Below are 17175 nucleotides of genomic sequence, written 5' to 3' on the forward strand. Positions count from 1 at the left end.
TTGATTATAGAGAATACCGTCCTTGATGAAAAGGACACGTTTTGCACGGCTGGCCGCAGCTGTCGAGTGGGTTACCATGAGAATGGTTTGTCCTTGTTCATTGATCTGATCAAAGATATCAAGGAGAGCTGCAGATGATTTAGAGTCTAGAGCTCCCGTTGGCTCATCAGCAAGGAGAATTTCAGGTTCTGTAATGATGGCGCGTGCAACTGCAACCCGTTGTTTTTGTCCACCAGAGATTTCATAAGGGTACTTCTCTTGCAATTGATTGATACCAAGATTTTCAGTCGTCACTACCAATTTTTTCATCATTTCTATAATAGGCTTTCTAGACAATACCAAAGGGAGTAAGATATTGTCTTTAACAGAAAGCGTATCTAACAAATTGAAATCTTGGAAGACAAAGCCTAACTTTTCACGACGGAAGCTTGATGCTTCAGTATTTTTAATGGTAGCTGTGTCTGTTCCGTTTAGGAAAACCTGACCACGAGTTGGTTTGTCAAGCATGGCGAGAATATTGAGGAGAGTTGATTTCCCAGAACCAGACTCACCCATGATGGCAACATAGTCGCCTTTTTCTACAGTAAAATGAATATCTTTCAGGGCTTCTACTTGATTGCCTTGGAAACGTGTTTTATAAATCTTTTGAACGTGTTTTACATCTAATAGTGTCATGATAATCTCCTTTTTAATATCCCATTAATTGAAACTGAGCCTGCATTATAGCGCAACCGAGCTGAACTCGCTCGATCTCTTTTGGACTTGCTTTACTTGTTTGTTTCTTTTGTAAAATATTTTTCATAGTTTTGCTACTTTATCTTTCTGATATAAGTGTACTCTAAAAAAAGAGTTGGTTCCATAACATAACCTTACAAAAGAGGTCTGTAATCTTACATTTTTGTAAGATTGGATTATTTTTTTGATATGAACTACTATTAGTTTACCACAAATTTTTAAGCAAAAGAAAAACCCTTGATACTACAAGGGTTTAATACTTCAAATGAATGGTAATATGGTTACCAAAACCAACCTTCGTCATCATTGATAGGTTGGGCTTCTTTAATCTTGCGTGGGCCTGTTCCATACATTTCAGCTTCGATATCTTCTTTTGTTGGTAGGATCGAAGCTAGGATAATGTAGATAATAATCCCGAGTCCAAAGTTTGCGATTGTAAAGATTGCAAAAAGGAAACGAACTAGGGTTACATCAAGATTCCACTTATCAGATAGACCTGCAAGAACACCTGATATCATGCGATTTCTTCTCATTTTATAAAATTTTGTATTCATAATTTATTCCTCTTTCGGATTTCTTAATCTTAGTATAGCACTAAGCTAGATTTGCTACATCAGTCCTTAGGCCGATTTAACAAGAGGAGTTTACCACGACAGACACCACAACGATAGCGCTTTGTATCGATTTTTCGCTTTCTTTGATATGTTTGATGACAAGCTTGACAAGTATAGATTAAGCTTGGCTTTTGACTGGCACTTGATAAGGGAGGAACAAAGCGTAGACCATTGACCTCTTTTAGAAGCTGCTTAAAGGTTAAATCCTTATGTTGATAGCCCTTACCTTCAAAATAAAGGTGATAATGGCAGAGCTCATGACGGACGATTTTCCGAAACACCTCTATACCAAGTTCTTGATAGACTTTTGGATTAAAATCCAAATGCCCGTCATTTGGAAAGAATCGTCCACCTGTCGACCGCAGACGAGTATTCCACTGAGCTTGATGTTTGAAAGGTTTTCCAAAATCCTCTAAAGAAACTTGTTTGACGTAATCAGTTAGATTCATCTGGAGCAAGGAGCGACAGATTCACTTTTTCGCGGTCAGCATCTATTTTTTTAACCCAAACGGTTACCAAATCGCCGACCGATACTACTTGACTTGGATGTTTGATAAATTTCTTGCTCATGTGAGAGATATGAATCAGGCCATCCTCGTGAATACCAATGTCAACAAAGGCACCGAAGTCAACGACGTTACGAACAACGCCCTCAAGCTGCTGGCCAACTTTCAAGTCTTTGATATCCAAGACATCCTGCCGAAGGACTGGAGCGTCAAAAGAATCACGGAAATCACGACCTGGTTTGAGAAGGTCTGCGATAATATCTTTAAGTGTTTCTTGACCAAGGTCTAGCTCTTGGGCCATTTCCTTGATTGAAATAGATTTGAGTTTGGCTTGCGCTTCTTCATTTAGTTCTTTAATGTCCAAACGTTTGAAGAGTTCCTTGACTGCAGCATAGTTTTCTGGGTGAACACCAGTATTGTCAAGGATATTGCTACTTTCAGGGATACGGAGGAATCCTGCAGCCTGTTCAAACGCTTTAGCACCTAAACGGGGAACTTTCTTGATTTGAGCTCGTGAGGTGATTTTTCCTTCTTCTTCACGATACCTAACAATATTTTCTGAAATAGTTTTGTTAAGCCCTGCGACATGAGATAGCAAGGCTGGACTAGCTGTATTGATATTGACACCGACTTGGTTAACTACTGTATCTACCACGAAATCAAGACTTTCAGATAGTTTCTTTTGGCTAACATCGTGTTGATACTGCCCAACACCGATGGATTTAGGGTCAATTTTAACCAATTCAGCAAGTGGGTCTTGCAAACGACGAGCGATTGAGATTGCCGAACGTTTTTCAACAGTTAAGTCAGGAAACTCTTGACGGGCAAGTTCACTAGCTGAGTAGACAGATGCACCGCTCTCATTAACAATGATATAGCTGACCTCTGGAAAATCCTTAAGCACTTCGGCGACAAAAGCTTCACTTTCACGACTAGCAGTTCCATTTCCGATAGCGATGATTTCAACACCGTATTGGCCAATCAAATCTGCCAAATCACGCTTGGCTTCTTCAATCTGACGAGCTGAAGCTGGTTTTACTGGGTAAATGACTTGTGTCGTCAACATTTTACCAGTCGCATCTACGACTGCAAGCTTGGCACCTGTACGAAAGGCAGGGTCAAATCCAAGAACCACGCGCCCTTTAAGAGGTGCAACAAGGAGAAGATTTCGAAGGTTTTCTGAGAAGAGTTGAATGGCTCCTTCTTCTGCCTTCTCAGTTAGTTCGGTACGAATACGGCGCTCAATAGCTGGCAATACTTTTTTCTTAACAGATTGCTGAATAACTTCGTCAATATAGGCGTTCTTAACTTTGAAACGAGCAGCAAAGAAGGCAAGAATACGGTCCGTCGCATGTTCAAAACCGACCTTTAAGACACCTAGCTTCTCCCCACGATTGAGGGCCAAGGTACGATAACCCTGCATATTTCCAACTGTCTCTGAAAAATCATAATAAATCTGAAAAACCTGCTTTTCATCAAGAGTTTCGTCTTTCAGTTGAGAAGTGATTTTAGAATTTTCAAGGACTTCGCGATAAGCAATAGCACGAAGTGTAGGATCCTCAGATAGAGCCTCAACTAAGATGTCTACTGCTCCAGCCAAGGCTTCTTTGCCACTAGAAAAACCTTCACTGACAAATTTTTTTGCTTCAGCTTCTAAATGAGGAACATTTTGTAAAATCAAGCGAGCAAGTGGAAAGAGTCCGGCTTCACGCGCAATCGTTGCCTTGGTGCGACGTTTTTCCTTATAGGGAAGATAGAGTTCTTCTACATCTGCTAGTTTTTCAGCTGCTAGGATAGCTTCTTCCAATTCCTTGGTCAACTTTCCTTGTTCTTGAATCTTAGCTAAGACCGCTTCCTTACGATCATTGAGGTTGGTAAGACTTTTATCAAGGTCAATAATAGCCTTAATAGCCACCTCATCTAAGCTTCCAGTCATGTCCTTACGATAACGTGCAATAAAGGGAATGGTAGCACCTTCAGCTGTCAAACTTAGAACGGTATCAATTTGCTTTAACGTCACTCCCAAATCCTGGGAAATTTTTTCATATTTTTTATCCATGAAACTATTATACCATAAGGAAGAAAGCTTGTTTTCATTAATTTATTGCTTTCATTCAACTTTAAAAATACCAGAACTAAGTTCGTTTTAAAAACCAACTATTTCTTAGAAATAATAGTATAATAGTGTTAACTAAAAGAATCGAGGTATGCCCAATGGCTGTTAAATTTACAAAAACTGATGACTTAGATAAGATGTTCGAAGAATTCGCTAAACTCCCTGATTTGAAACAAGTGACATTTCCAGACGACAAAGAAAAGAAAGATAAGGCAGAAAAGAAAAAATAGATGACGATTTTTCAAAGTCTGCCTTCGAGTATTTTACAAGCTGGCGCTATTTTTCTATCAATCATCATTGAAGCCCTACCCTTCGTTTTGATTGGAAGCATTATTTCTGGTGCTATCGAAGTCTATGTGACTCCTGAGAAAGTTTATAGATTTCTCCCTAAAAATCGCTTGGGGAGAATCTTTTTTGGTACCTTCATTGGTTTTCTCTTTCCCTCTTGTGAGTGTGGAATCGTTCCGATCATCAACCGCTTCTTGGAGAAGAAGGTTCCAAGCTATACAGTGGTACCTTTTCTAGTAACGGCTCCTATCATCAATCCCATTGTGCTCTTTGCGACCTATTCGGCCTTTGGTAATTCATTTAAAATGGTGTTACTACGTGCTTTGGGCTCTATTCTCGTTGCTACTATATTAGGTATTTTTCTTGGATTTTTCTGGGAAGAACCCATTCAGAAGGAAAAAAGGTTGGCTTGTCATGAGCATGATTTTTCTCACTTGACTTCAGGTCAGAAACTTCTTCAGGTCTTCATCCAAGCTATTGATGAATTTTTTGATATGGGGCGTTATTTGGTTTTTGGCTGTCTGTTTGCCAGCATAGTCCAAGTATATGTTCCAACTCGTATCCTGACATCCATCAGTGCGACACCACTGCTCGCTATTGTTCTTTTGATGGTCTTGTCCTTTCTTCTATCACTCTGTAGTGAAGCTGATGCCTTTATTGGCTCTTCTCTTCTATCAAGTTTTGGCTTTGCTCCAGTGCTTGCCTTTCTGGTTATAGGTCCCATGCTTGATGTCAAGAACTTACTCATGATGAAGAATTATCTCAAAACGCGATTCATTTGGCAATTCATGACAATTGTAACTCTTGTTGTTCTTGTCTATTCTTATCTAGTCGGGGTGATGCTATGATACGATTTTTTATTTTGATGAGTTATTTTTTCTTAACCCTTTATCTATATCTATCAGGTAAGCTCAATCAGTATCTAAACCTCCACTACTCTTATCTGGCTTATATCACTATGTTTTTATCTTTGCTACTAGCCATCGTACAAGCCTATGTTTGCTTCAAGCGTTTGAAAGAACATAGTCACTTACATAGTTTTTCAGCCAAGCTTGCTAGTTTTGTCCTCTTAAGTTTACCCTTGTTAGTTGGATTTACATTTCCAACTGTCACTCTGGATTCACAAACAGTATCGGCAAAAGGATATTATTTCCCTTTGTCGGAAGGAACTGACAAGGCAATCCAAGCAAGTGAAGGAACTAGCAGTCAGTATCTTAAACCAGATACGAGTAGGTTTTATTCACACACAGCTTATGTAGATACTGTTCGTAAGAGTGCTGATAAATACTTGTCCCAATCAAGCATTGTCATCAAGGATGAGAATTACTTGGAAGTCATGGAAGTTATCTACGATTTTCCAAATGAATTTGAAGGTAAGGAAATAGAGTTTACTGGCTTTGTTTACAACGATCCAAATCATGCCAATAGTCAATTTGTCTTTCGCTTTGGTATCATGCACTGTATCGCTGATTCGGGAGTTTTTGGCCTTTTGACCACAGGAAATACCAATCAGTATGACAATAACACCTGGGTAAGAGTCAGAGGTAAGATTAGTAATCACTATCACAAGGAACTTAACCAGGTCCTCCCAACCCTTGAAGTTCAATCCTTTATCAAGGTTGATAAACCAGAGAATCCTTATGTTTATAAAGAATTTTAAAAAAGTAGCCTGAGTGGGCTACTTTTTCTTGTTTAGTAAAGTTGAATGTTTGACGTATTCAAAAGATTAGTTTTCTGCATTACATAATTCTAATACTGTCTGTTTATCTATTTTTTTCTTTTAGGATTTAAACATCCAAGCTTAATTGTTGCCATTAACTCTAAAAGAATGTTCGGAAATCCATTTGGTGTAGCTAGCTAATCTTTCATCTGTTAAGGATTCTACTGCAATAGTTACACACATATCCACCGCTTCTTCAACTGTTACAGAAAAACGATAACCATTTAACTGTAGAAATTTCACCAAAACGAAGAAAGCAGTTCGTTTATTAGCGTTGGCAAAAACATGCTTCTTGATTAATTGGACAAATAGTATCGTTGCCTTATCAAAAATTGTTGGATAAAGAGGTTTGCCAAAAACAAATTGTTCTGGTAAATTGACAATCATATTTAAGGCAGAAGGACTAACTGTCTGAATTTTTTCATTAGGTGAATACCGTTGAATTGCTAAAGAATTGATTTTTTCAATTTGTCTTTCTGTAAGATAGACTGTCATTTTTCCACCAAAGCTTTGAAAACATCATCGTATTCATCAAAGATTTTATCTAAATTTAAGTCAAAGGCATCATCAGATACATAAGAAATTTGATGTTCAGACTCTTCGGGAGTAAAGATAATTTCACCACTTGGTAACAATTTCGCTTCGTATTTTACACCACTTGGAATATTGAATTCACTTGGAATGGTAATGGTGATTGAATTTCCTTGTTTTCTTGTTTTTACTACCATCTGATTTCCTCCTTTGAAGTATTATAACAAATAATTACCGTAATTACAATGACAGAATATCAGCCAAAATACTCTTGCATGAGAGATTTATTCAAATAACTCATCCGAATAAACCGAATAAGCATTTGGATCAGGGGCTTTGTGGTCGTTCATTGCTTGACCACATCTACAAGTCCATTTTCCCATAATTAACCTCAGTCACGGCTTAATTCTTCAAGAAAAAATTGATTGAGAGCTCCCCAACCTCTCTTATCATTCTTACACTATGTTCATTTTATCAGATTTCTAATACTTTATCAAAAATTACTATAGTATCTACAGAAAAAAGCCTGGGATAGGCTTTTTCATCTGACAATATCTTTATACATATCTGGTCTTCTATCTCTAAAGAGGCCCCAGTTTAGGCGTTCAGATGCACCTTTTTCAAGATCATAGGTAGTCAATAAAACAGCGTCTCCTTGCCGTTCGGCTTGACTTAAAATAGCTCCTGTTTCATCGGTCATAAAGGATGAACCGTAGAAATTAAGACTTGAACTTTGGTTACCATTTTCCTCGCAAGGAGTGACTTCTTCCAAACCATAACGATTGGCTGCGATAACTGGCACAATATTTGCTGCTGCATGCCCTTGCATGGTACGTTGCCAATGACCACAACTATCAGTATCCAAAATAGGCTCTGAACCTATGGCTGTTGGGTAAAAGAGTAATTCTGCTCCATTTAATGCAAGGCAACGGGCTGTTTCAGGGAACCATTGATCCCAACAGATGCCAATTCCAATCTTGGCATAGCGAGTGTCCCAGACCTTGAAGCCTGTGTTTCCAGGTGTAAAGAAGAATTTCTCCTGATAATAATGGTCATCTGGGATATGAGTTTTGCGATAAACTCCTAATACTTCTCCATCCGCATCAATGACAGCAATGGAATTGTATAAGACATTACCATCTTTTTCATAGAAACTGATCGGTAAAACGACCTTTAGCTCTTTGGCAATTCCTTTGAAATGCTGAATAGCTGTATTTTCAGACACAGACTGGGCATACTGGTAGTAGTCATACTGACGTTCCTGACAGAAATAGGTACGTTCAAATAATTCAGGCAAGAGAATAATTTGGGCTCCTTTGTCTGAAGCTTGTCGAACTAAACGTTCAGCTGTTTGGATATTGGTTTCCACATCCTTAGCGCATTGCATCTGAATAGCTGCAACCGTTACATTTCTCATCTTTTTCTCCTATTCTGGAATTTGTTGGGTAATGCAGTGGATATTTCCACCACCTAAAAGAATATCCCTAGCTGGGATTCCTACGACTTCACGGTCTTGGAAACACTGACTGAGAATATCCAAGGCCACTTGATCGTTTACATCCTGAAATTGTGGCATCAAGACAGATTTATTGGCGATATAGAAATTGACATAGGAAGCAGCAAGACGCTCGCCCGCATAACGCTCTTCTTCCCCTTCTTCATAAGTATAGCCCGGCAAATCCTCCTCTGTAACTACTTGATGAATAGCTGGGATTGGAAGTTTATGAATAGTGAAACTCCGGCCTTTTGCATCAGTTTCCTTCTCTAAAAGAGCTAAATCCGCTGCAGACATGGCATACTGGGGATCATCTTGGTCGTCCGTCCAAGCTAAAACAACTTCTGCAGGGCCTACAAAGGCAGCAACATTGTCGACGTGTTCATTTGTCTCATCTTGATAAATACCGTAAGGCAACCAGATAACTTTTTCAGCACCAAGACTCTCTAATAAGATCTCTTCAATTTGCTCTTTAGTCAAGTGAGGATTGCGACCCGGACTGAGCAAACAACTTTCTGTAACAAGAATGGTTCCTTGACCGTCACTGTGTATAGCTCCACCTTCCAGTACAAAAGGTTTGGCATCATAAACAGGTATCTCTAAAACTTCTGCAAAGCGGCTGGCTACTTGGTCATCTGCTTCATAGTCTTGGTAGAGACCGTCAACAGCACCACCCCAAGCATTGAAAGACCAATCTACCGCCAACTTTTCCCTTTGATCATTGAGGAGAATAGTTGGACCTGTATCACGTGCCCAGGCATCATTTGTCGGAATATCTAAATAAACAACCTTGTCTCCTAGATAGGATTGCGCTTCAGATAGATAGTCCTCCTCAACCAAAAGGTAGACTGTTTCCCCCTGAGCAATAGTTTTGATAATCTGGCTAAAAGATTTTTTTGCAGCCCTTCCTTGAAAAGGCCAAGAGCCTGGTCGAGTCGGCCATATCATGAGAGTCCCATGATGGGGTTCATACTCTGCAGGCATACGATAACCTAATTTCTTTGGGCTGTCCATCATGATAATCTCTCCTTAAAGTCTTGGTAACCAAATGCTTTAACTAGACTGCACTCACCCTCTTTATCCATGAGATATAAACTTGGAAGCCCAATGCCGTTAAAGGTATTATTTTTGACAAATGAGTAAATAGCCATGTCTTCAAAATAGAGGCGATCGCCGATTTCAATCGGTTTTTCAAAGCTGTAATCCCCAATGATATCTCCTGTCAGGCAAGTATTTGAAGAGAGTCTATAAGTATAAGGTTTTTCTTGCGCTTCAAATCCATCTCTCAATGGGGGGCGATAAGGCATCTCAAGAACATCTGGCATATGACAACTTGCTGAAGCATCTAACACCAAGGTCTCAATCCCGTTTTCGACAATATCCAAGACTTCTGTCGCTAGATAACCCGCATTAAGGGCAATGGCTTCACCTGGTTCGACATAGACATCAAGGTTATAAGTTTCTCGAACGCGTTTAATCTCAGAAATCAGCAAGTCCACATCATAATCATCTCTCGTAATATGATGGCCACCACCCATATTGAGCCATTTGACTTGATGCAAATAGGCTCCAAACTGCTCTTCTACTGCTTTCAAAGTCGTTTGTAAATCATCTGCCCCTTGCTCACAGAGGGTATGAAAATGAAGCCCGTCAACCAAATCCAATAAATCACTTGGTATCTTTTCCAAAGTTACTCCAAAACGAGAGCCAGGAGCACAAGGGTCATAAAGCGCGTGGTCACCCTGCGTTGAACATTTAGGATTGAGGCGTAGACCTACACTGATACCAGCTTCACGACAAGGTTGACTATATTTTCGTAATTGTCTCTCTGAGTTAAAGACAATATGATCAGATATTTGAAGCAACTCTTTCATGTCAGCTTCCTTAAAAGCAGGCGCAAAAACATGGACTTCCCCAGGGAATTCTTCTCTAGCTAACTTAGCCTCATAGAGTCCACTAGCCGTCGTACCTGACAGATACTGACTAATCAAAGGATAGGTTTTATAGAGGGAATAAGCTTTTTGAGCTAGCAAAACCTTACAACCTGCCTTTTTCTGAACCTCTTGCAGAATGCTACAATTTTCTTCTAGTTTTGCTAAATCAATGACGTAAGCTGGTGTTGGTACTTGTTCTAACTTCATTAGTCCACCATTTGTGGGTTTTCTACCACAACCCATGGCAAACCGTATTTATTCAAAGCTTCCATGAATGGGTCTGGATCCAATTCTTCAAGGTTATAAACTCCTGGTTGTTTCCAAGTACCATCCATAACTAATTTTGTTCCAATCATGGCTGGAACACCTGTTGTGTAAGAAATGGCTTGTGAACCAACTTCTGCGTAACATTCTTGATGGTCGCAAACATTGTAGATGTAGATGGTCTTCTCAACGCCGTCTTTAACACCTGTAAAGATACAGCCGATATTTGTTTTTCCAACAGTGCGTGGGCCAAGGCTTGCAGGATCTGGAAGCAAGGCTTTCAAGAATTGGATTGGAACAATTTCTTGTCCGTTAAAGTTAATGGCATCTGTACGAAGAAGCCCAACGTTTTCCAAGCATTTCATGTGCGTTAGATAAGATTGACCAAAAGTCATAAAGAAACGAATACGTTTAACTCCTGGGATGTTTTTAGCAAGCGATTCAATTTCTTCGTGGTGAAGAAGATACATGTCTTTTTCACCAACCTGAGGGAAATCATACTCACGTTTGATAGACATAGCTTCGACTTCTACCCATTTTCCATCTTCCCAGTAAGAACCTGGTGCAGAAACCTCTCGGAGATTGATTTCTGGGTTAAAGTTTGTCGCAAATGGATAACCGTGATCACCACCATTACAGTCTAAAATATCGATATAGTGGATTTCATCAAAATAGTGTTTGAGGGCGTATGCTGAAAAGACGCTGGTTACCCCTGGGTCAAAACCAGAACCAAGCAAGGCAGTCAGACCTGCTTCCTTGAATTTTTCTTGATAAGCCCATTGCCATGAGTAGTCAAAGTAGGCAGTAAAACCAAGTTCCTTGCAACGTTTCTCATAAATAGCACGCCATTCAGGGTCTTCTGTGTCCTCAGCCTCATAGTTGGCAGTATCGATATAGTGGACACCTGTTGCCAAACAAGCATCCATAATAGTCAAATCTTGGTATGGTAGAGCTACGTTCAAAACAGCTTCTGGTTTGTAGCTTTCAATCAAGGTAATCACTTCTTCTACCTTGTCAGCATCAAGAGCAGCTGTCTCAATCTTAGTATTTGTTTTGCCTTCTAATTTAGCCTTCAAGTCATCACATTTTGACTTTGTACGGCTTGCAATCATAATTTCTTTAAAAGTTTCGCTATCTTGGCAAATCTTTGAAATAGCAACTTGGGCAACGCCCCCACATCCAATAACTAGTAAACGACTCATTTTTTTCCTTCCTCTTCTTCTAAAATGTCCTCAACATACTTGGGCAACATGAATGCCCCCACATGTAAGTTTGCAGTGTAATATTCCGTAAATAACTGGCGTTTTTTCCAGCCTTCCTTGTCAAAATCTTTGACAGGGTGATATTTTTTCGATGCAAATCCAAACAACCAATAGCCCGCAGGACTAGTTGGGATATGTGCCTGATAAACCCGGCTGATTGGAAAGGCTTGATTGACCTTGCGGTGCATACTTCGGCAAGCAGACTCATCTTCATCAAAGAAAGGACTACCATGCTGATAAATCATGATTCCGTCTTCTTTCAAGGCTCTATAGCTATTGCCGTAAAATTCCTTGGTAAAGAGCCCTTCCGTATGGCCAAATGGATCTGTCGCATCGTTGATGATGATGTCGTAATCATCTTCACAGTTTCTCAAAAATCTCAGTCCATTTTGGTAGTAAATGGTGACGCGAGGGTCATCAAGTCCTGCAGCAAAATCTGGGAAGTATTCTCGACAAACCTCAACCAGCATCTCATCTGGTTCTACAATATCGATTTGTTCTAATTCAGGATATAGTGTCAAAACCTGGGCAACACCACCGTCACCACCCCCAATAACCAAGACTTTCTTTGGATTTGGATGGACAGCCATAGGAACGTGGACGGTCATTTCGTTGTAGACAAAGTCATCTGCATCTGAGAATAAGACATGCCCATTTAAAATCAAAATCTTCCCAAAAGCTGGAGTATCTAATACTTCAATATCCTGCCATTCACTTTTTCCAGCGTAGAGTTGCTTGGCAGTTCTCAAGGATAATTTCACATCTGGAGTATGAACTTCAGAAAACCATAAATCCATCTAATTCTCCTTTCTCTCAATAACATTGATGTGATTGACCTCTGGATCTTCCGTTCCTTGGAGTGAACAACCACGTTCTTTGGCGAATTGAATATAATCGACAATTTCTCGTGTAATTCGTTCACCTGGCGCTAGGATTGGAATTCCTGGAGGATAACACATGACAAATTCCCCACATACCTGGCCAATGGACTCGTCTAATGTTAAGCTTCTTCTATCTGCATAGAAGGCTTCCTGAGGAGATAGAACCAACTCAGGCTGGATATATTCTCCAGCTATCAAGTCCTTCCCATCTCGTGAATATAGTCTCTTGATATCAGCAAGAGCACCGACCAAGCGCTCGATGTCTTGGATACGGTCACCAATCGAAATGTAGGCCAAGATATTCCCGATATCACCAAACTCAATCTGAATGTCGTATTCGTCTCGTAGGAGGTCATAAACCTCGATACCTGTTAAGCCAATACCCTGAGTGTAAACTGACAGCTTGGTTACATCAAAATCACAAACCGATACACCATCTACTAGCTCTTTTGAGTAGGCATAGTAGCCACCGATGGCATTGATTTCACGACGTGCGTACTCAGATAGCTCAATGACTTTCTCAAAGGACTCTTTGCCACGAAGAGCTAGGTTTCTACGAGAAACATCTAGACTAGACATTAGCAAGTAGGATGCTGATGTTGACTGTGTCAGGTTAATAATCTGACGTACGTACTCAGGATTCATCCGATCACCAACTAAAAGAAGGGAGCTTTGAGTCAAGCTACCACCGGACTTATGCATGGATACAGCTGACATATCAGCTCCTGCGTCCATAGCAGACAGAGGAAGTTTATCTGTAAAGTGCAGATGAGCACCGTGCGCCTCGTCTACTAAGACTTTCATTCCTGCGGCGTGAGCCATCTCTGTTAATCCCTTAAGGTCTGAACAAATCCCATAGTAAGTTGGATTGTTAATCAGGATAGCCTTGGCATCCGGATGGTCCATAATAGCTTGCGCCACACGATCATTTTCAAGCCCCAAAGCAATACCGATTTTAGGATCCACACTCATCTCGATATAGATGGGAATAGCACCACACAAAACAAGGGCGTTGATAGCTGATTTATGTACGTTACGCGGAAGAATAATCTTATCTCCAGCTTTACAAGTGGAGAGAATCATGGTTTGAACAGATGACGTTGTCCCCCCAATCATTAGAAAGGCATGAGCAGCCCCAAAAGCTTCCGCTGCTAGTTCCTCTGCTTCTCTGATAATCGAAATGGGATGTCCTAGATTGTCCAAGGGCTTCATAGAATTGACATCAATACCTACGCATTTCTCACCCAGAAGTTCCACTAATTCTGGGTTACCACGACCACGCTTATGACCAGGTACATCGAAAGGTACAATTCTTTTTTTTCGTAGCTTGACCAGTCCCTCATAAATTGGAGCTTGGTTTTGATTTAACATTATAGAGACATACTCCTTTATCATAATTTTTTTCACCTTATGTAAGGCTCTAAAGGATACTTATGAAAAAAAGAGCAGGTTGGCACCTGCTCTACAATCTACTGACGTGTTTATGTTTGTTTCTTTTGAGTATGTCTGTTCCTGATGTTTCCTAACTCTCTAGTAGCAAATATTACGTACTTTATTGATCGTTTCACAAGATGACGTGTGCTTTCACCACACTAACAAATCTTTACGAATTAGGACAAGTGTCCTAACATCAACTTATAAAAGTAGGCTTTTAACCCTATCAATAATGTGGCTTTTCAACCACGCTTCGGCATTCAACCCTGCCTGTCCGTAGGCATTTTTTACTCGGGTTTATATTTGCTAGAAAACATCATCTCATTTTCTAAGCTTCATTACTATATCATGTTTTCAGAGACTTGTAAAGTATTTTTAGAACTTTTTTAAAATAATTTAATATTTAGTTCGTGTAATTTATTCAACCCAGAAATAGAAATCGTTTTAAATTAAAATAAAAAACAAAAAAAGGAACTAAATACATTAATTCCTTTAGATAGGCATAAGCAAAGCTAACTATTCAAAATCGTATTTACTCATCACGCGCTACTTTGGCAGCTAGTTCAAAATCAGTCATCAAATAATTTTCATCTAGACGGATAAGACTGTAATACTCATTCCAAAATAGAGAGTCACTGTTACTTGACCACTGTAATCCATACCACAATTGAGTGACATCACTTGTATTTGTTGGTGGAATTGACCATAGATGCTTTTTAAAAGTTTCATGAACAAGTGGAACATCAAGTCGACTAGTCAAGTCGAGTTCATCTAACTTGAAAATGATAGCATGTTCCTTTGCTGCTTCAATGCTATCCTTGTTAAATCGAACCTGAATAACCTTAGAATCTTCTAGAACCACGTCCTTATCTTCTGCCCCGTAAAAGGAAATACTCCCAAGAACTATGCCATCTTTTGCAAGGAGATAGGGAGCGTAGGGAACAGGATTGCTATCAAGTCTGAAGCCTTTTTCGATAGTGACTGATTTATCACCTGCATACTTTTGGAAACTGCCATCTGTCAGGAGGTCTTCATAGTCGCTACCACCATCACCTTGTCTTACATAGATATCAAATCCAGCTTCCATCAGATCACTTGCTTTTGTTTCTGCTAACGTGATTTTACTTTCATTAATTTGCAAAATCGGTGCTTGAGGTGGCAAACCAATTGTGAGATTAAACATGACACCTACTAGAAAGACCATAAAGGTTATAAGGAGGGCAAGTAAAGACTTTCCAGTCCTTTTTCTTGCATTGAAAAGGGCCATTAGAGCAGTTAGGAGGATCATTTTGGCTAAAATAGAATTCCCAACTCCACCTCTATTTAAGGTCTGAAAAGCAAACATCCCCGCGATTGCAATTAGGGACAGGTAGACCAAAATCTCGCCTAGACCCAGTTTTTCTGTTCGAGTTTGTTGATTTATAGGGGTTTCGTACAATGACTGCCCATTCTCTTTCCTCTTTTTTAGAAAGAGATAAAAACCCAGACCGAGTAGCAGATTAAAGATTGCAAAAACTATTAAAGTACCTATAATCACCGTTCTACCCATGTCTCTCTACTCCTTTATGCTCTCTCTCAAATCTAATCTTTCTCTTTAATGTCCAATTCCCAACTAATAAAACCAGCAAGAAGAAGGGGCCACCTTCTATCAGCACAATGGGTAAAGCCAGTATAGCAATCATCAAAAAACTAGCTTTCTTTTGACGCCAACTACCGCCCCATTCTCCGTTTATCAGTTCACCTAAATAATCGATATAGTCAGTAAACCAAGTCAATAAGGGATTTTGAAAATCATTGAGCCTTAGGTAAATGAACATAGCAGAATATAGCAAAACATAAAGAATTCCAAGGATTAGAATAATCTTTTGACTAGTTCGAGTAGCCTCTAGAACGATTTTTTCTCTCTTCTCTGGTTTTATTTCCTTGAGACTTGGATTCTTACAAGAGAGTTTTTCAAATCTATAGACCAGAAAACGGTAGAGATAATACTTTTTTATATCACGCTTCATAACCCCCCCAATCTAGGAAGGACACTCAATTATAAATCATGGTTTAAACATCTAATTTCAAGGAATTTCCTTCCAAATAGACGGCTTTTGACTCAGTGATTTTGATTTTTTGATCTTCTGAAAAGCCAATGGTTTCACCGTCCTTTAAGGTGACATCACTGCCTAAAACATACTGAAGAATAGACAAGAGGAAATAATATAAGTCATCGCTATTCATAGGAGACTCGATAATTTCAATCTCAGTTCTTCCAAACTCTTTCAAACCATAAGTGTAAATACTAGTTTTATCTCCCTGGTTGATAATTCCCATGTAAATCCAGAGTTGAAGGGGAAGCATTTCTTCTTTCAAAAGGTCAGCCAGGTCTAGATAAAGATCTTTGGGCAAGAGCAAGGTGGTAGAACCCTGATAAATACCAATAGCTAATTGACTAGTTTTTAGGATAGAGGCATTGACTTTAGTTAACAGGGAATAAGTTTCTACTGGCGAAAGATTGTCAGACAAAATAGAAACAATAGCATGCTGTGTGTGCTCCTGTGTTTCCTTCTCAACATCCTGCCAGAGGTAAGAATAGGCATACAATTTTTCAAATTCTTGACTTGGGATGGGAAGATCCATCAAAGCCAGCGCAACGAGAGCACCATCAATCACAAAGGTTGCACTAGAATCATCCCCAGAAACTTCAGAAATTTCAAGTCCCCAGTGAGATTTCAATTCCTGAATGACCTGGTCGAAAGAATAGGCTTGATTGCCTTTGAAAAGAGGCATGGACAAGATCAGTTGTTTTTTCTTCTCTGACTTTTCTTTCTTACTAGTAAATAGATTTTTTAAAAAATTCACAGGACTTCTCCTTTTTCTCATATCAGTTGGAAAGCAAAGCTCTCTTACTCAAAGTAAGTCGCCATACCAAGTTTCCTCATCCTCAAAACCGTAAAATTTCTCATCAAGTAGCCAATTTCCATCCACCAATCTAAGTACAAACTGATGCTTCATTTCTAAAGCTTCTTGATAATGAGTGATGACTCTTGCTTCTTCAGCTTTTGTCATGATAAAATCTACAGAAAAATCATTCGTTTTAACATAGTTATACTCACTTGGAGAGCTATAAGAAATTCGAACTCCTCCTTCCAAGTAATTTTGAGTCACTCGTCCAGTTAGAAGTTGCATTTGCCTCTGAAAATAGTCATCCATAAGTTCATTCCACTTGGGATGAACTTGATTTGCTGGGATGCCAAGGCGTTCTTTTTCCTTATCCAGTGCTCTGTTACGCTCAAAAATTTCCTCTTCTAACAAGGTTAAACTTTTGAGTAAATCAAGCAAGGGTGGGATGATTATTTCCGCCATAGCTCGATAGTTTTCAGGGGTATTTTTATAGTTCACTCTCATGA

General features: G+C 39.5%; 19 protein-coding genes. 3 read left to right on the plus strand and 16 right to left on the minus strand.

The window, feature by feature from the left end; translation table 11 throughout:
- The 4 genes from HMPREF2728_RS06405 to HMPREF2728_RS06420 form a co-directional block, all read right to left on the minus strand.
- Positions 1–675, minus strand: a 675-nt coding sequence (locus HMPREF2728_RS06405; protein WP_075227386.1) for an ABC transporter ATP-binding protein, incomplete at its 3' end; no start/stop codon positions are given.
- Positions 676–1016: 341 nt separating this feature from the next.
- Positions 1017–1289, minus strand: a complete 273-nt coding sequence (locus HMPREF2728_RS06410; protein ID WP_049503317.1) for a PspC domain-containing protein — start codon at positions 1287–1289, stop codon at positions 1017–1019.
- Between the two features lie 59 nt (positions 1290–1348).
- On the minus strand, positions 1349–1798 hold the full coding sequence (locus HMPREF2728_RS06415) for a SprT family protein (protein WP_049503316.1): 450 nt from the start codon (positions 1796–1798) through the stop codon (positions 1349–1351).
- Entirely contained in the window at positions 1785–3914 is a 2130-nt protein-coding gene (locus HMPREF2728_RS06420) for a Tex family protein (RefSeq protein ID WP_075227387.1), read from the minus strand. The genes HMPREF2728_RS06415 and HMPREF2728_RS06420 overlap by 14 nt, the downstream gene beginning before the upstream one ends.
- 155 nt (positions 3915–4069) lie before the next feature.
- On the opposite strand from HMPREF2728_RS06420, the gene HMPREF2728_RS10975 reads away from it, so the two are divergent.
- Genes HMPREF2728_RS10975 through HMPREF2728_RS06430 form a run of 3 tightly spaced genes read left to right on the plus strand, consistent with a single transcriptional unit; the run spans position 4070 to position 5919 of the window.
- Positions 4070–4201 (plus strand): SPJ_0845 family protein, encoded by a 132-nt coding sequence (locus HMPREF2728_RS10975; protein WP_000268695.1) that lies wholly within the window; start codon positions 4070–4072, stop codon positions 4199–4201.
- Positions 4202–5107 (plus strand): permease, encoded by a 906-nt coding sequence (locus tag HMPREF2728_RS06425; RefSeq protein WP_075227388.1) that lies wholly within the window; start codon positions 4202–4204, stop codon positions 5105–5107.
- Positions 5104–5919, plus strand: a complete 816-nt coding sequence (locus HMPREF2728_RS06430) for a TIGR03943 family putative permease subunit (RefSeq protein ID WP_075227389.1) — start codon at positions 5104–5106, stop codon at positions 5917–5919. Before HMPREF2728_RS06425 ends, HMPREF2728_RS06430 begins: the two co-directional genes overlap by 4 nt.
- Positions 5920–6060: 141 nt before the next feature.
- Here the strand turns inward: HMPREF2728_RS06430 and HMPREF2728_RS06435 are convergent, their stop codons facing one another.
- From HMPREF2728_RS06435 to HMPREF2728_RS06490, 12 genes are all read right to left on the minus strand, one after another.
- Positions 6061–6474, minus strand: coding sequence for a type II toxin-antitoxin system death-on-curing family toxin (locus HMPREF2728_RS06435; RefSeq protein WP_075227390.1), 414 nt, complete (start codon positions 6472–6474; stop codon positions 6061–6063).
- Positions 6471–6707 (minus strand): AbrB/MazE/SpoVT family DNA-binding domain-containing protein, encoded by a 237-nt coding sequence (locus HMPREF2728_RS06440; protein WP_049504513.1) that lies wholly within the window; start codon positions 6705–6707, stop codon positions 6471–6473. The genes HMPREF2728_RS06435 and HMPREF2728_RS06440 overlap by 4 nt, the downstream gene beginning before the upstream one ends.
- A 344-nt stretch (positions 6708–7051) precedes the next feature.
- Positions 7052–7927 (minus strand): N-carbamoylputrescine amidase, encoded by an 876-nt coding sequence (gene aguB, locus HMPREF2728_RS06445; protein ID WP_075227391.1) that lies wholly within the window; start codon positions 7925–7927, stop codon positions 7052–7054.
- Positions 7928–7936: 9 nt separating this feature from the next.
- Positions 7937–9022 (minus strand): agmatine deiminase, encoded by a 1086-nt coding sequence (aguA, locus tag HMPREF2728_RS06450; RefSeq protein WP_075227392.1) that lies wholly within the window; start codon positions 9020–9022, stop codon positions 7937–7939.
- Complete coding sequence (gene nspC, locus HMPREF2728_RS06455) at positions 9019–10146, minus strand: carboxynorspermidine decarboxylase (RefSeq protein ID WP_075227393.1); 1128 nt, start codon at positions 10144–10146, stop codon at positions 9019–9021. Before nspC ends, aguA begins: the two co-directional genes overlap by 4 nt.
- Positions 10146–11405, minus strand: coding sequence for a saccharopine dehydrogenase family protein (locus HMPREF2728_RS06460; protein ID WP_075227394.1), 1260 nt, complete (start codon positions 11403–11405; stop codon positions 10146–10148). Before HMPREF2728_RS06460 ends, nspC begins: the two co-directional genes overlap by 1 nt.
- Positions 11402–12262: a polyamine aminopropyltransferase gene (gene speE / locus HMPREF2728_RS06465; RefSeq protein WP_000366713.1), complete on the minus strand. Its 861-nt coding sequence runs from the start codon at positions 12260–12262 to the stop codon at positions 11402–11404. Before speE ends, HMPREF2728_RS06460 begins: the two co-directional genes overlap by 4 nt.
- A complete protein-coding gene (locus tag HMPREF2728_RS06470; protein ID WP_075227395.1) occupies positions 12263–13717 on the minus strand; it encodes an aminotransferase class I/II-fold pyridoxal phosphate-dependent enzyme in 1455 nt (484 codons plus the stop codon).
- A 595-nt stretch (positions 13718–14312) separates the two neighbouring features.
- Positions 14313–15329, minus strand: coding sequence for a hypothetical protein (locus HMPREF2728_RS06475; RefSeq protein ID WP_075227396.1), 1017 nt, complete (start codon positions 15327–15329; stop codon positions 14313–14315).
- Positions 15322–15789: a hypothetical protein gene (locus HMPREF2728_RS06480; protein WP_075227397.1), complete on the minus strand. Its 468-nt coding sequence runs from the start codon at positions 15787–15789 to the stop codon at positions 15322–15324. The genes HMPREF2728_RS06475 and HMPREF2728_RS06480 overlap by 8 nt, the downstream gene beginning before the upstream one ends.
- Before the next feature lie 43 nt (positions 15790–15832).
- Positions 15833–16627 (minus strand): DUF4261 domain-containing protein, encoded by a 795-nt coding sequence (locus tag HMPREF2728_RS06485; RefSeq protein ID WP_083279621.1) that lies wholly within the window; start codon positions 16625–16627, stop codon positions 15833–15835.
- A 48-nt stretch (positions 16628–16675) separates the two neighbouring features.
- Positions 16676–17173: a hypothetical protein gene (locus HMPREF2728_RS06490; protein WP_075227398.1), complete on the minus strand. Its 498-nt coding sequence runs from the start codon at positions 17171–17173 to the stop codon at positions 16676–16678.
- Between the last annotated feature and the right edge of the window lie 2 nt (positions 17174–17175).

Source organism: Streptococcus sp. HMSC061D10, from assembly GCF_001808865.1.
In the GTDB taxonomy this organism is placed as follows: domain Bacteria; phylum Bacillota; class Bacilli; order Lactobacillales; family Streptococcaceae; genus Streptococcus.